This is a genomic window from Nesterenkonia halophila, from assembly GCF_009467795.1.
GTDB lineage: Bacteria > Actinomycetota > Actinomycetes > Actinomycetales > Micrococcaceae > Nesterenkonia > Nesterenkonia halobia.
This window is the reverse complement of the sequence record NZ_WIAX01000013.1, coordinates 33,959-46,456: the sequence shown is the minus strand read 5'-3', so window position 1 is coordinate 46,456 and position 12,498 is coordinate 33,959. Positions and strand designations below refer to the sequence as shown.

Annotated in this window: 10 protein-coding genes; 8 read left to right on the top strand and 2 right to left on the bottom strand. The window is 73.6% G+C overall.

Going from position 1 to position 12,498, the window contains the following annotated elements; all coding sequences use genetic code 11:
- Nucleotides 1–29 precede the first annotated feature (29 nt).
- A complete protein-coding gene (aroQ, locus tag GCL72_RS07150; protein ID WP_153144021.1) occupies nt 30–494 on the bottom strand; it encodes a type II 3-dehydroquinate dehydratase in 465 nt (154 codons plus the stop codon).
- 313 nt (nt 495–807) lie between these two features.
- Between aroQ and GCL72_RS07145 the strand changes: the two genes are divergently transcribed.
- A complete protein-coding gene (locus tag GCL72_RS07145) occupies nt 808–2,196 on the top strand; it encodes a pectate lyase family protein (protein WP_153144020.1) in 1,389 nt (462 codons plus the stop codon).
- Nucleotides 2,193–4,085 (top strand): pectinesterase family protein, encoded by a 1,893-nt coding sequence (locus tag GCL72_RS07140; protein ID WP_153144019.1) that lies wholly within the window; start codon nt 2,193–2,195, stop codon nt 4,083–4,085. The genes GCL72_RS07145 and GCL72_RS07140 overlap by 4 nt, the downstream gene beginning before the upstream one ends.
- Before the next feature lie 121 nt (nt 4,086–4,206).
- On the opposite strand, the gene acs is transcribed toward GCL72_RS07140, so the two are convergent.
- Nucleotides 4,207–6,210 carry an acetate--CoA ligase gene (acs, locus tag GCL72_RS07135; protein ID WP_153144018.1) on the bottom strand — a complete coding sequence of 668 codons (2,004 nt, stop codon included), beginning with the start codon at nt 6,208–6,210 and terminating at the stop codon, nt 4,207–4,209.
- Nucleotides 6,211–6,581: 371 nt separating this feature from the next.
- On the opposite strand from acs, the gene nth reads away from it, so the two are divergent.
- The 6 genes from nth to GCL72_RS07105 all read left to right on the top strand — a co-directional run bounded on the left by nth (nt 6,582) and on the right by GCL72_RS07105 (nt 12,478).
- A complete protein-coding gene (gene nth / locus GCL72_RS07130) occupies nt 6,582–7,367 on the top strand; it encodes an endonuclease III (protein ID WP_153144017.1) in 786 nt (261 codons plus the stop codon).
- Nucleotides 7,360–8,136: an NUDIX hydrolase gene (locus tag GCL72_RS07125; RefSeq protein WP_211364996.1), complete on the top strand. Its 777-nt coding sequence runs from the start codon at nt 7,360–7,362 to the stop codon at nt 8,134–8,136. Before nth ends, GCL72_RS07125 begins: the two co-directional genes overlap by 8 nt.
- A gap of 217 nt (nt 8,137–8,353) precedes the next feature.
- On the top strand, nt 8,354–9,604 hold the full coding sequence (locus tag GCL72_RS07120) for a CpaE-like family protein (RefSeq protein ID WP_153144016.1): 1,251 nt from the start codon (nt 8,354–8,356) through the stop codon (nt 9,602–9,604).
- The gene (locus GCL72_RS07115; RefSeq protein WP_153144015.1) at nt 9,597–10,862 is read left to right on the top strand and encodes a TadA family conjugal transfer-associated ATPase; all 1,266 of its coding nucleotides are present in this window, start codon (nt 9,597–9,599) and stop codon (nt 10,860–10,862) included. The genes GCL72_RS07120 and GCL72_RS07115 overlap by 8 nt, the downstream gene beginning before the upstream one ends.
- Complete coding sequence (locus GCL72_RS07110) at nt 10,855–11,676, top strand: type II secretion system F family protein (protein WP_153144014.1); 822 nt, start codon at nt 10,855–10,857, stop codon at nt 11,674–11,676. The genes GCL72_RS07115 and GCL72_RS07110 overlap by 8 nt, the downstream gene beginning before the upstream one ends.
- On the top strand, nt 11,669–12,478 hold the full coding sequence (locus GCL72_RS07105; protein WP_153144013.1) for a type II secretion system F family protein: 810 nt from the start codon (nt 11,669–11,671) through the stop codon (nt 12,476–12,478). Before GCL72_RS07110 ends, GCL72_RS07105 begins: the two co-directional genes overlap by 8 nt.
- Nucleotides 12,479–12,498 lie beyond the last annotated feature (20 nt).

The following is a 12,498-nucleotide window of genomic DNA, read 5'->3' as shown; positions in this document are numbered from 1 at the left end:
GGCGACGGGTCAGTCAGTCCTGCAGGCGATCAGCCCTGCAGTCGCTCGGCGAGCAGGTCGACGGCGAGTCGGTACCCGGTGAGCCCCGCGCCGGCGATCACCGCGTCCACCACCGGGGAGATGTACGAGTGGCGGCGGAACTCCTCGCGGGCGTGCACGTTGGAGATGTGCACCTCCACGGTGGGCCGGGCGACGGCGCCGAGCGCGTCCCGCAGCGCCACTGAGGTGTGGGTGTAGGCGGCCGGGTTGATCACGATCCCGTCGGCGCCGGGGCGCTCGGCGGAGCCGCGGACGCTCTGGATTGCGTCGACCAGCTCGCCCTCGTGGTTCGACTGGACCACCTCGACGGCGAGGCCGTGCGCGGTCGCGGCGGTGCGGCAGATCTCCTCGACGTCGGCGAGCGTCGCGGTGCCGTAGACCTCCGGCTCCCGGGTGCCCAGCAGATTCAGGTTCGGGCCGTTGATGATCAGCAGGCGGCCGGTCTCGGCGGGCATCGGGGCTCCTCGCAGGTGTCGGGCGGCGTCCTCGGCCGGTCGGGCGCCGGCCGTCTCCCACTCTAGCCGCCGGCCGGAAGTCGGTCGGGAGTCGGTCGGGAGTCGGCCAGGAGCCGGCCCGAGGTCGGTCGGAGACGAAGTCCCCGAGGCTCTCGCGCTGTGCCGATGCGGCATCACCCTTGTCCCGGGCCCCTGACCTGCGATGAGCTTCCTTCCAGCGGCCCGGTGTGAGCTGGAGCACAGATCCGGCCTCCGAGGGGCGACGACGCCCGCCGGAGCCCGGGCCGTCCGCACCGAGGCAGGAAGGACGATCATGCATCGCAGCATCCTCACCACGTCGGCGGCCACCGCGGCCGCTGCCGCACTCCTGATCAGCGGAGGGTCGGCCGCCGTCGCCGGTCCGCCGACGCACGCCGGACCGGCGGCGCCGCAGGCCCAGACGGCCCGGACGCCGCTGGAGCGCCAGGTCCTCGCCGAGGGCGACGGCTGGGCCTCGGCGGGGGACGGGACGACCGGCGGATCCGCGGCGAGCCAGGAGCACGTCCATGACGTCTCCTCCCGCGCCGAGCTGGTGGATGCCCTGGAGAGCTCCGACGACGAGCCTTCGATCATCCGGGTCCACGGGGTCGTCGACGCGGCCACCGACGACGGCGGTCAGCTCACCTGCTCCGACTATGCCGCCGGCACCGGCTACTCGCTGGAGGAGTATCTGGAGGCCTACGACCCGGAGACGTGGGGCTGGGAGGAGGAGCCCTCCGGCGCGCTGGAGGAGGCCCGGGAGGTCGCCGAGCAGAACCAGGCGGAGCACATCCGCTGGGACATCCCGTCGAACACCACGATCGTCGGCGCGAGTCCGGAGGCCGAGATCACCGGCGCGGCGCTGCGCATCGACGGCGAGGAGAACGTGATCCTGCGCAATCTCACCATCAGCGACTCGAAGGACTGCTTCCCCTCCTGGGATCCGACCGACGGCGACGCGGGGAACTGGAACAGCGAGTACGACATGCTGCAGATCATCAACGGCGCCGAGCACGTCTGGCTCGACCACAACACCTTCACCGACGCGCCGACCTTCGACGACGAGCTGCCCGAGCACTTCGGCCGCACCTACCAGGTGCACGACGGCGCAGTGGACGTCACCAACGGTTCGAACCTGGTGACGATGTCCTACAACCGCTTCGAGGACCACGACAAGCTGATGCTCATCGGATCCACCGACTCGGCGGACCGCGGCGACCCGGGCAAGCTGAAGGTCACCATCCATCACAACCGCTTCACCGACGTCGGCCAGCGCGCCCCGCGAGTGCGCTGGGGACAGGTGGACGTCTACAACAACCACTTCGTCACCTCCGATGACAGCCCGGTGGACTACAGCTACCTCTTCGGCGTCGGCAACGAGTCGCATCTGCACGCTGAGGCCAACGCCATCGAGTTCCGCGGCGCGGACGGCGGCGCCGACGAGGTGATCAAGAACTGGCGCGGCGAAGTCTACTCCGGCGCGGACAACCTGGTCGACGGCGAGCCGGTCGACCTGCTGGACGCCCACAACACCGCCGTCGCCGAGGACCAGCAGCTGGACGAGGACACCTCCTGGACCCCGCAGCTGCGCGGCCGTGTCGATGCCCCGCAGGCGGTGCCGGCGCTGCTGTCCGGCAGCGTCGGCCCGATCTACACCGCCGACGGCGACGGGGAGGGTCGATGAGCGCGGATCAGCTCAGCCGCCGCACGCTGCTGCGCACTGTCGGGCTCTCCGCGGCCTCGGCGACCGTCGTCGCCGCCGCCTCTCCGGCCGCCGCCGCGGTCGGGGAGGCGGGCCCCGACGGGCGGCGCGCCCCGGTGATCGCCGTCGTCGGCGACTCCACCGCCTCGGTCTACGAGCATGAGCTGCGTCCCCGCACCGGATGGGGCCAGGCGCTGCCGCTGCTGACCGGATCCGGGGCGAGCGTCTTCGACTACGCCTGGTCGGGCGCCTCGTCGAAGAGCTTCTACGACGCCGGCAAGCTCGACACTGTGCTGCAACTGGTGGGCGAGGGGGACGTGCTGCTGATCTCCTTCGGGCACAATGACGAGAAGATCGAGGACCCCGACCGCGGCACCGACCCCGACACCACCTTCCCGGAGTATCTGCGCCGGTACATCGACGGCGCCCGGTCCGTCGGGGCGAGGCCGGTGCTGGTCACCCCTGTCGAGCGCCGCCGCTTCGACGCCTTCGGGCAGGCGGGCGACTCGCACGGCGAGTATCCGCGGGCGATGCGCGAGCTCGCCGCGGACGCCGACGTTCCGCTGGTCGACCTCACGGCCTCCTCGCGGGCGCTGTGGCAGCAGGAGGGGCCGGAGGGCACGCGGGATCTCTTCCTGCACGTGGCACCGGGCGTTCATCCGCAGTACCCCGACGGCCGGGAGGACGACACGCACTTCCAGGCCGCCGGGGCGCTCGCCGTCGCCCGACTGGTCGCCGACGCGCTGGTCGAACAGGGCATCGCGCCCGGCGGGCAGTTCGCCGCGCGGAACCGCTCGATCGACCCGCTGGCCGCGACCAGCTGGCCGGCCGAGCGGCCGGTCGAGGAGGTCCGGGTGCTCACCGTCGGCGCCGACGGCGACCACCCGACAGTGCAGGACGCCGTCGACGCCGTGCCGGCCGGCGGGCTGATGCGCACGCTGATCGGCATCCGGGACGGCGAGCATCGACAGGTGGTGCGCGTGCCGGCGGAGAAGGCGCGGATCAGCTTCATCGGGCTCGGGGAGCGCCCCGAGGACACGGTGCTGGTCTACGACAACGCCAACGGCACGCCGCTGCCCGACGGTGAGGGCACGTACGGCACCACCGGAAGCACTTCGACCCGGGTCGACGCGCCGTGGTTCGAGGCGGAGAACCTCACCTTCGCCAACGACTTCGACGAGGAGGCCCACCCGGAGATCTCCGGGCGTCAGGCGGTCGCGCTGCGGCTGGCCGGGGATTTCACGGTGCTGCGGAACGTGCGCTGCCTGGGCGACCAGGACACGCTGTATGTGAACTCCCCGGGCGTCGGCGTCGTCGCCCGGCAGTACTTCGCCGAGGCCCGGGTGGAGGGCGACGTCGACTTCATCTTCGGCCGTGGCACCGCCGTCTTCGACGGCTGCGAGATCGTCTCGCGGAACCGCGGAGAGGCGAACAACGGGTATGTGACCGCCAGCAGCGTGGATCGGTCCATCGCCCACGGGCTGCTCTTCGACGGGTGTCGATTCACCTCCGAGGCCGCACGGCGGACAGTGCATCTGGGGCGGCCGTGGCACCCCGGAGGGGATCCGGACGCGATCGCCCAGGTGCTGGTCCGCGACTCCCAGCTCGGCGCGCACATCACGGCGTCGCCGTGGACGGACATGAGCGGCTTCCCGTGGGAGGAGGCGCGCTTCGCCGAGCATCACAACCACGGTCCCGGCGGTTTCGTCTCCGCGGATCGGCCGCAGCTGAGTCCGGAGGAGGCCGCGGAGCACACTGTCGCCGCGCATCTGCACGGCGGCGACGGATGGGCCCCGCAGCTGCTCGGCACCTCCGTCGATGCGACGGCGCTGCTGAGCCCGCGCCGTCGGCTGGAGCTGGCCGGCGTGTGAGGCCGGGCGGTGACTGTGCGTCCCGGGCCCCGAACGACGACGGGCCCCGGACCCCTCCTGGAGTGGAGGGGTCCGGGGCCCGTCGACGTGCGGGTCGGGGACGTCGGGACCGACCCCGGCGTCAGCTCTGCGCGGCCCGCATGTCGTCGGAGATCTTCTCCATCACTGAGGGGTCGGCCAGCGTCGAGGTGTCGCCGGCGTCCTTGCCCTCGGCCACGTTCTTCAGCAGTCGGCGCATGATCTTGCCCGAGCGGGTCTTGGGCAGCTCGGGGACCACCAGCACGTTGCGCGGCTTGGCGATCGGCCCGATCTGCTCGCCGACGTGGGCGCGGAGCAGCTGCTCGGTCTTCGCCGCGTCGTCGCCCTCGTGGTCGCTGTTCAGGATGACGAAGCTGACCACGGCCTGGCCGGTGGTCGCGTCCTCGGCGCCGACGACGGCGGCCTCGGCCACCGCCTCGTGGGAGACCAGCGCGGACTCGATCTCCGTGGTGGAGAGCCGGTGGCCGGAGACGTTCATGACGTCGTCGACGCGGCCCATCAGCCAGATGTCGCCGTCCTCGTCGGTGCGGGCGCCGTCGCCGGCGAAGTACACGTCGCCGAACCGGGACCAGTAGGTGTCCTTGTAGCGCTCCGGGTCCTTCCAGATGCCGCGCAGCATCGCCGGCCAAGGCTCGCGGACGACCAGCAGTCCGGCCTCGCCGCGGCCGAGCGGCTCGCCCATCTCGTCGACGACGCCGATGTCGATGCCGGGCACTGCGGCCTGCGCCGAGCCCGGCTTGGTCGCAGTCACGCCCGGCAGCGGGGCGATCATGTGCGCGCCGGTCTCGGTCTGCCACCAGGTGTCGGCGATCGGCGCCGGGTGCTCCTTCGGCGGGTTGCCGGGGCCGTTGTTGGCGCCGATGACCTCGCGGTACCACATCCAGGCCTCGGGGTTGATGGCCTCGCCGACGGTGCCCAGCACGCGCAGGCTGGAGAGATCGTACTGGTCCGGGATCTCCCGACCCCACTTCATGCAGGTCCGGATCAGTGTCGGGGCGGTGTAGAGCTGCGTGACCCCGTACTTCTGGACGATCTCCCAGAGCCGACCCTTGTGCGGGGTGTCCGGGGTGCCCTCGTAGACCACCTGCGTCGCGCCGTTCACCAGCGGGCCGTAGACGATGTAGGAATGGCCGGTGACCCAGCCGACGTCGGCCGAGCACCAGTAGACGTCCTGCTCCGGCTTCAGGTCGAAGGTGTCCCGGTGGGTGACCGCGGTCTGGGTCAGGTAGCCGCCGGTGGTGTGCAGGATGCCCTTGGGCTTCCCCGTGGTGCCGGAGGTGTAGAGGATGAAGAGCGGGTGCTCGGCGTCGTGGGCGACGTACTCGTGGGTCGCCGACTGCTGCGGCACCAGGTCGTGCCACCACGTGTCGATCTCGCCGACGGGCACGTCCTCGCCGTTGCGGCGCACGACCACGACGTTCTCCACAGTGTGGCCGGGAGCGGCGAGAGCCTCGTCGACCTGCGGCTTCAGCGGCGACGGCTTGCCGCGCCGGTAGGAGCCGTCGGCGGTGACGACCAGCTTGGCCTCAGCGTCGTCGATGCGCGAGCGCAGCGCGTCGGAGGAGAAGCCGCCGAAGACCACCGAGTGGATGGCGCCGATGCGCGCGCAGGCCAGCATCGTCACGATCGTCTCGGGGATCATCGGCATGTAGACGGCCACGCGGTCGCCCGAGGTCACGCCCAGCGATTCGAAGGCGTTGGCGGCCCGTGCGACCTCCTCGGCGAGCTCACGATAGGTGATCGCGCGCTCGTCGCCGGGCTCGCCCTCGAAGTGGATGGCGACCCGGTCGCCGTTCCCGGCCTCGACGTGCCGGTCGGCGGCGTTGTAGGCGGCGTTGAGCTCGCCGCCGACGAACCACTTCGCGAACGGCGCCTCGGACCAGTCCAGCGTCTGGGTGAAGTCGGCGTCCCAGCTCAGCACGTCGCGCGCCTGGGAGGCCCAGTAGGCCAGCCGGTCGGCCGAGGCGGCCTCGTATCGCTCGGTGGTGGCCACTGCGTCCGCGGCGAACTCGGAGCTCGGCGGGAAGACACGAGTCTCGTGCTGGAGCGTGTCGAGCTGATTGTCGGCCGGGGGCGTCGGGGTCATGCGCTGTCCTCCTCGGATCGTCACACGGGCACTGCGGGTCTCGACCGCCGACGAAGCGCGGACGTGGGTCCGCGTCGGCGGTCGCGCAGTGCGCGAGATCGTCCGGGTCCGCCTCGTCGGCGGGACCCGGCGGCACCTTCTGTGTCGCCGCTCACAATACTCCTCCGAGGCGCGAGGAGGCGAGGTGGGCGGCGCGTGAGGGGTGTCACATTGGGGCGCTGACCTGAGGTTTCGTCGAACGGCTCCGGTGAACGGACTCTCCGCGGCCGCCGGCGGTCTGCCCGACGGCGTCGGCGTCCGCCCCGACGGCGGCCCGCCGATCCCCGGCGGCATCGGCGGGCGCGTCCTCGGCGCGTCGTAGACTGGCGGCGATGATGCGCGAGGAGACGCCCCTGGCCACCACGCGCCGGGCACGGAAGATCAACCGGACCCTGGCCGAGGTCTATCCCTATGCGGTGGCCGAGCTGGACTTCGAGAATCCCTTCGAGCTGCTCGTGGCCACAGTGCTGTCCGCCCAGACCACCGATGTCCGGGTCAACGCGGTGACTCCGGAGCTCTTCCGCCGGTACCCCGACGCGCACGCGCTGGCCGTCGCCGACGAGCGTGAGCTGGCCGAGCTCATCCGGCCCACCGGCTTCTACCAGTCCAAGACCCGCTCGCTGCTGGGTCTGGCCGGGGCGCTGGTCGAGACGCACGACGGCGAGGTCCCGGGCGACCTCGACGCCCTGGTGGAGCTGCCCGGCGTCGGACGCAAGACTGCCTTCGTGGTGCTGGGCAACGCCTTCGGCCGCCCCGGGCTGACAGTGGACACCCACTTCGGGCGGCTGGCCCGGCGGCTGGGCTTCACCGAGGAACAGGACCCGGTGAAGGTCGAGCGCGACGTCGGCGCTCTCTTCGAACCGAAGGACTGGACGATGCTCTCGCACCGGCTGATCTTCCACGGGCGACGGGTCTGCCACGCCAAGCGCCCGGCCTGCGGCGCCTGCCCGATCGCCCGCTGGTGCCCGTCCTTCGGCGCCGGCGAGGAGGAGCCGGAGGCCGCGCGGGGGCTGCTGAAGTACGAGCTCGCCCCCGGCCGGGAGGATCTGCTGGAGAAGATGCGCGCCGGCTGGACGCGTCGGCAGCTGCGCGAGGCGGGGTATCCGCTCAGTGCCTGATGCGACGCCCACCTCGGGATCGGACGCCGCGCCTGTGGGACGGGGCGCGACGCCGAGACGCGACGACGCCGTCGCGGCGCTGCGCGCAGTGGTCGCCGACGCCGCCGACTACCGGTGCCGGCACCCCCGGGCGGCCGAAGTCGGCGGATGGTGGCAGCAGGAGCCCGCCGTCGAGGTCCCGGCGCGGCCGGCGATGCGTCCCGGCGAGGGACGCGACGCGGCGGTGCTCATGCTGTTCTGCCTGCCGGAGGTCCCGGACGAGGAGCCGTATCTGCTGGTCACCCAGCGGGCCGCCGGGCTCTCGGCGCACCCCGGCCAGGTGGCGCTTCCCGGCGGGGCGCTGGAGCCCGAGGACTCCGGCCCCGTCGCCGCGGCGCTGCGCGAGGCCGGCGAGGAGGTCGGACTGGATCCCGCCGGGATCGAGGTGCTGGGCCCTCTGCCGCCGGCACCGGTGCCGGTCAGCGGCTTCATGGTCATCCCGGTGCTGGCGACGACCGCGGACCCGGGGCCGATGACGCCGGAGGCGGGTGAAGTCGATCGGGTGATCCGCGTGCCGCTCTCGGCCCTGGTGGATCCCGCGAACCGTAGCACTTCGCTGCTGCACCGCCGGGGCACGACGTTCCGCGGACCGGCGTTCGTCGTCGACGGCACGCTCATCTGGGGGTTCACCGCGATCCTGGTCGACCGGATGCTGGCGCGGCTCGGCTGGGAACGTCCCTGGGACACCCGGAGGACGGTGGACCCGCAGGACTTCCAGATCATCGGCTGAGCCTTTCGGCCGATCGCCGTCGGTGCTCGACTGTGCCGTCAGCGTCTCGAGAGCGGGCTGCGGGCGCTGTCCGGGTGGGAGTCCTGCACAGGCTCCAGCCCCTGCACAGCCTTCTGTTCCTGCACAGGTGGCCGCAGGGCGACGGCGACGCGCCGAGTCCTCCACACCGGGCGGCGACGCGCTTCCCCGCTCGGCTCGGCGCGGCCACGGTGGAGCCATGGGACCACGCATCGAGGACATAGCGCAGCGGAGGAGCCGCCCGAGGGCCGGCGCCGCGCAGGACGCCGCGGGGGCCGCGCTGCTTCGTCGCCGCGGGCCGCGCGCAGACCCCGAGGAATCCGCCGAGCCCGCCGAACCGGCGATCCTGCTGGTCACCTCTGACGAGGCGCTGCGCGACGAGATCACGCTGACCGCCGCCGTCGTGGGCGCGCGCACGGATGCGCGGGAGACCTGGCCCGAGGGCTGGCAGCGCGCCGTCGGTCCCGGGGGACGCTGGGCTGCGGCCCTGTGCTCGCCGGAGTCGGCCGCCACCGCCGGAGCCGCGGCCGACGGGCTGCTGCTGGTCGGTCGCGGAGATGCGGCGCATTGGCAGGCCGCCGCCGGGAGGCCCGCGGCGGTTCCGGTGCCGCTGCCCGCGGCCGAGAGCTGGCTCGGCGAGCATCTGGCCGCCCGGGCGACGGACCGGCTTCCGGGCCGGACGGTGCTGGTGGCCGGTTCCCACGGCGGCGTGGGCGCCAGCACTGTCGCATTCCTGGCCTCCGCCGAGGCGGCGGCTCGCGACGAGCGGGCTCTGCTCGTCGACGCGGATCCGACGCCCGGCTCCGGACTGCGCGACCTGCTCTCCGCAGAGGCCGACGCCGAGGCCCTGCTGGACTGGACGGGGATCGCGGCCACAGAAGGTGCGCTCGCCCCGGGGCATCTCGCCTCGGCGCTGCCCGAAGTGGAGGGGGTCCATGTGCTCACCGGCGCGCCGACGCAGGAGCCGTCGTCCGGTCTGATCGACCGTGTGCTCGCCGCCGGGCGCCGGGGGTTCGACCTGGTCGTCGTCGACGCCGGCCGCGGATGCGCCCTCGGGACTCCCGGCGATCCGGGGCGCGCCGCCGAGGCCTCGCGCGGCGACGCCGCCTGGGACGCCGGCCTGTTGGTCAGCTCGGCCTCGGCGCGCGGAATGCGCGGGGCCGCCGAGATGCTCGCCGCCCGGCCGCAGATCCCCTGGGCGGTGGTGTCCTCCGGGGCCGCCCGCCCGGGCTGGTGCCGGGAGGATCTGGCGGCTCTCGGGCCGCCTGTCGCCGCCGACCTGCCCGAGCAGAAGTGGCTGCGGCGGGCCGACGATCTCGCGGAGGCCTATGAGCTGCTCCGGACGCGCCGCGGCGAGGCCTTCGCCGCGGCGCTGCTGGAGTCTGTCGGCGCGGCAGAGCCGGGCGACCTCGGAACCGGACTGCGGGCCGCGGCGGTGGGCGATGAGTGAACGCGCCGTCGGACCGGAGGACCGCGCCGCGCAGCGGCTCCTCACGGAGGATCTGCCCGACGCCGAGACTCTGCGCGAGCTGCGTGAGGCGCTGGCGGCGGGGGACGAGCCGATCACCGCCGCGCGCATCGCCGAGCAGGTGCGCCGTGCAGGGCTGGCGCTGGGTGCGGCCACCACTCGACGGCTCGTCGGTCGACTCCGCGACGAGCTGGTCGGTCTGGGGCCGCTGCAGCGGTACGTCGACGAGCCCGGCGTCACCGACGTGCTGGTAGACGGCAGGGCGCGCATCTGGACCGACGGAGCCGATGGGCTCCGGCGTCGGGCGGCCGCGCTGGAGGGCGAGGAGCAGGCGCGCTCGCTGGCCCGGCGGCTCATCGCCCTCTCGGGAGGGCGACTGGACGAAGGACGCCCCTGCGCCGACGGGCGCCTCGGCGACTGCCGCATCCATGCCGTCATCCCACCGGTGGCCGTGGAAGGCACGATGCTCTCGGTGCGCGTGGCCCGCGGCGCCGTCGCCCGGATGGAGGACCTCGCGGCGGACTGGTCCCACCGCGAGGACTGGCTGCGACTGATCCGCGCGGTGGTCCGCAGACGGTTGAACTGCCTGATCTCCGGCGGCACCGGGGCGGGGAAGACCGCGCTGCTGGCGGCGATGCTGGCCGAATGCCCGGCGGATGAGCGTCTGGTGATCGTCGAGGACTCCGCCGAGCTGCACCCCGAGCACCCGCATGTCGTGCATCTGCAGACCCGGCGGGGAAACGCCGAAGGAGCCGGAGCGGTGGAGATGGGCCAGCTGGTCCGTCAGACGCTGCGCATGCGCCCGGACCGGCTGATCGTCGGCGAGTGCCGCGGCGCCGAGCTGCGCGACTTCCTGGCGGCGATGAACACCGGCCATCGCGGCGCCGGCGGCACGGTCCACGCGAATTCGCCGGAGGCGGTGCCGGCGCGGTTGGAGGCCATGGGGGCGCTGGCGGAGATGCCGCCGCAGACGGTGGCGATGCAGGCCGCGGCTGCTCTGGATCTGGTCATCCACGTGGAGCGGCGCGGTCCGCACCGACGGCCCGCGGCGGCCTCGCAGGTCGTCTGGGCCGACGGGAAGCTGGGCATGACCCCGGTGCTGCGTCAGGACGGGGAGGTTCTGCGTCGCGGACCGGGGTGGCAGAAGCTGGTCGGCGACGAGCCCGACGAATCTGACACGCGCGATGGGCAGGACGCCGTCCGGTGGTGCGGAGAGCGGAAGGCGGAGACGGATGGATGAGCTCCCCGGCGTCGGCCGCGGCGCGATGCTGTTGCTCGGCGGAGGCTGCGCGCTCGTCGCCGTGGTGATGCTGATTCCGACGCCGCCGGCGGCCCGTCACCGTGCCTCGGCGGGGATCTCGGGTGCGTCGAGCCGTGCCCGGTCGGGGATCGCGCGGCGCGTGCGCTCGCGGCTCGGACGGCGGCAGGGCCGGCGGTCCTCCGGCGAGACCCTGCGCCGCGACGTCGCCGAGCTGCTGCGTCAGCTGGCCGCGCTGCTGCAGTCCGGGCGCTCGCCCGGCCAGGCCTGGGGCGACCTCCGCGACCACTGGGGACGGCTCGGGGAGTCGCATCCGCTGGCGGCGGTCTGTGCCGACGTCGCTCGCGCCGAGGCCGCAGGCGACGGGGCCGCGGTCGGGCTGCGCCGCGCCGGTCGCAGAACACGGGACCAGGCCGCGGCCCTCGGGCTGTCCCCGGACGGGGCACGGGCGTTGGGCGAGGTCCTGGACCGGCTGCGCGGGGCGGTCGCCCTGTCCGAAGAGACCGGAGCTCCGCTGGCCGAGCTCGCCCGTCGGCTGGCCGCCGCGGCCGAGGAGGACGCCGAGCTGCATGCCTCGATCCGCACAGCGGTCGCCGGGCCGCAGACCACCCAGCTGATCCTGGTGCTGCTGCCGCTCGCCGGCGTCGGACTGGGGCAGGTCATGGGCGCCGACGCCTTCTCACTGCTGTTCGATGGCGGCGTCGGATCTGGCTGTCTGGTGCTCGGCACGGCGCTGCTGGCCGCCGGATGGTGGTGGGGCCGGGGAATGATGCGGGCGGCGATGCCGCATGGGTGACGTGCTCTTCGAGTCGCCGGCGATGCTCGCCGCCCTCCGCCCTGCTGCATCGGCTGCGATGCTCGGCGGACTGCTGGTCGGGCTGGCGGCCGGGCTGCTGGTCCTTCCGGCGCGTCCTGCCGGAGGCCATGCCGTCGAGCGGGTCGCGCGACGACGCGGCGCAGACCGGGGCCTCGCCGGGCGCAGGCGACGGCTCCGCCCGGCCTCGGCGCGGGATGCCTCCTCCTCGATGTCGGGCGTCACCGCCGACGTCGCCTCCGGTCACGCCCCTGGCGCCGTCCCCGGGGAGGCGCCTGATGCGGCGCTGCTGGTGGATCTGGTCTCCGCGCTGCTCGCGGCCGGTTCCGGGATCGAGGCGTCGCTGGACCGCCTCGCCCGGACGGTGCCCGGCGCGGAGCCGCTGAGCGCCGTGCACCGAGCGCTGGCCGCCGGTGCCGGCTGGGACGAGGCCTGGGCCGAACTGCGCCGAGGGCACGTCGGCGGCGGGCTCGGCGCATTGCTGTCCCGTCTCCCCGGCCGTCGCGAGGAGACGGACTCACGCCTCCGGCCGCTGTGCGACCTCGGCGAGCAGCTGGCCTTCGCCCACGGCACCGGGGCTCCCAGCACCGAACTGCTGCAGATCGGCGCGGTCCGGCTGCGGTCCGCGCGCCGGCACGCGGCAGAACGGCAGGTGGCCCGACTGGGCGTGCGCATGGTGCTGCCGCTGGGGATCTGCTTCCTGCCGGCCTTCATCCTCCTCGGCGTGATGCCCGTCGTCCTCGGCCTGCTGCCGCAGGTGGTCGACGGCGCGCTGGGCGGGTGATCCCGCCGCGACGGCGGCAC

What these genes read in the sequence shown, in the direction of transcription:
- GCL72_RS07120 (WP_153144016.1), top strand. Translation starts at nt 8,354, where the DNA reads ATGGGACCACGCATCGAGGACATAGCGCAGCGGAGGAGCCGCCCGAGG.
- GCL72_RS07115 (WP_153144015.1), top strand. Translation starts at nt 9,597, where the DNA reads ATGAGTGAACGCGCCGTCGGACCGGAGGACCGCGCCGCGCAGCGGCTC.
- aroQ (WP_153144021.1), bottom strand. Translation starts at nt 494, where the DNA reads ATGCCCGCCGAGACCGGCCGCCTGCTGATCATCAACGGCCCGAACCTG.
- GCL72_RS07110 (WP_153144014.1), top strand. Translation starts at nt 10,855, where the DNA reads ATGGATGAGCTCCCCGGCGTCGGCCGCGGCGCGATGCTGTTGCTCGGC.
- acs (WP_153144018.1), bottom strand. Translation starts at nt 6,210, where the DNA reads ATGACCCCGACGCCCCCGGCCGACAATCAGCTCGACACGCTCCAGCAC.
- nth (WP_153144017.1), top strand. Translation starts at nt 6,582, where the DNA reads ATGATGCGCGAGGAGACGCCCCTGGCCACCACGCGCCGGGCACGGAAG.
- GCL72_RS07105 (WP_153144013.1), top strand. Translation starts at nt 11,669, where the DNA reads ATGGGTGACGTGCTCTTCGAGTCGCCGGCGATGCTCGCCGCCCTCCGC.
- GCL72_RS07140 (WP_153144019.1), top strand. Translation starts at nt 2,193, where the DNA reads ATGAGCGCGGATCAGCTCAGCCGCCGCACGCTGCTGCGCACTGTCGGG.
- GCL72_RS07145 (WP_153144020.1), top strand. Translation starts at nt 808, where the DNA reads ATGCATCGCAGCATCCTCACCACGTCGGCGGCCACCGCGGCCGCTGCC.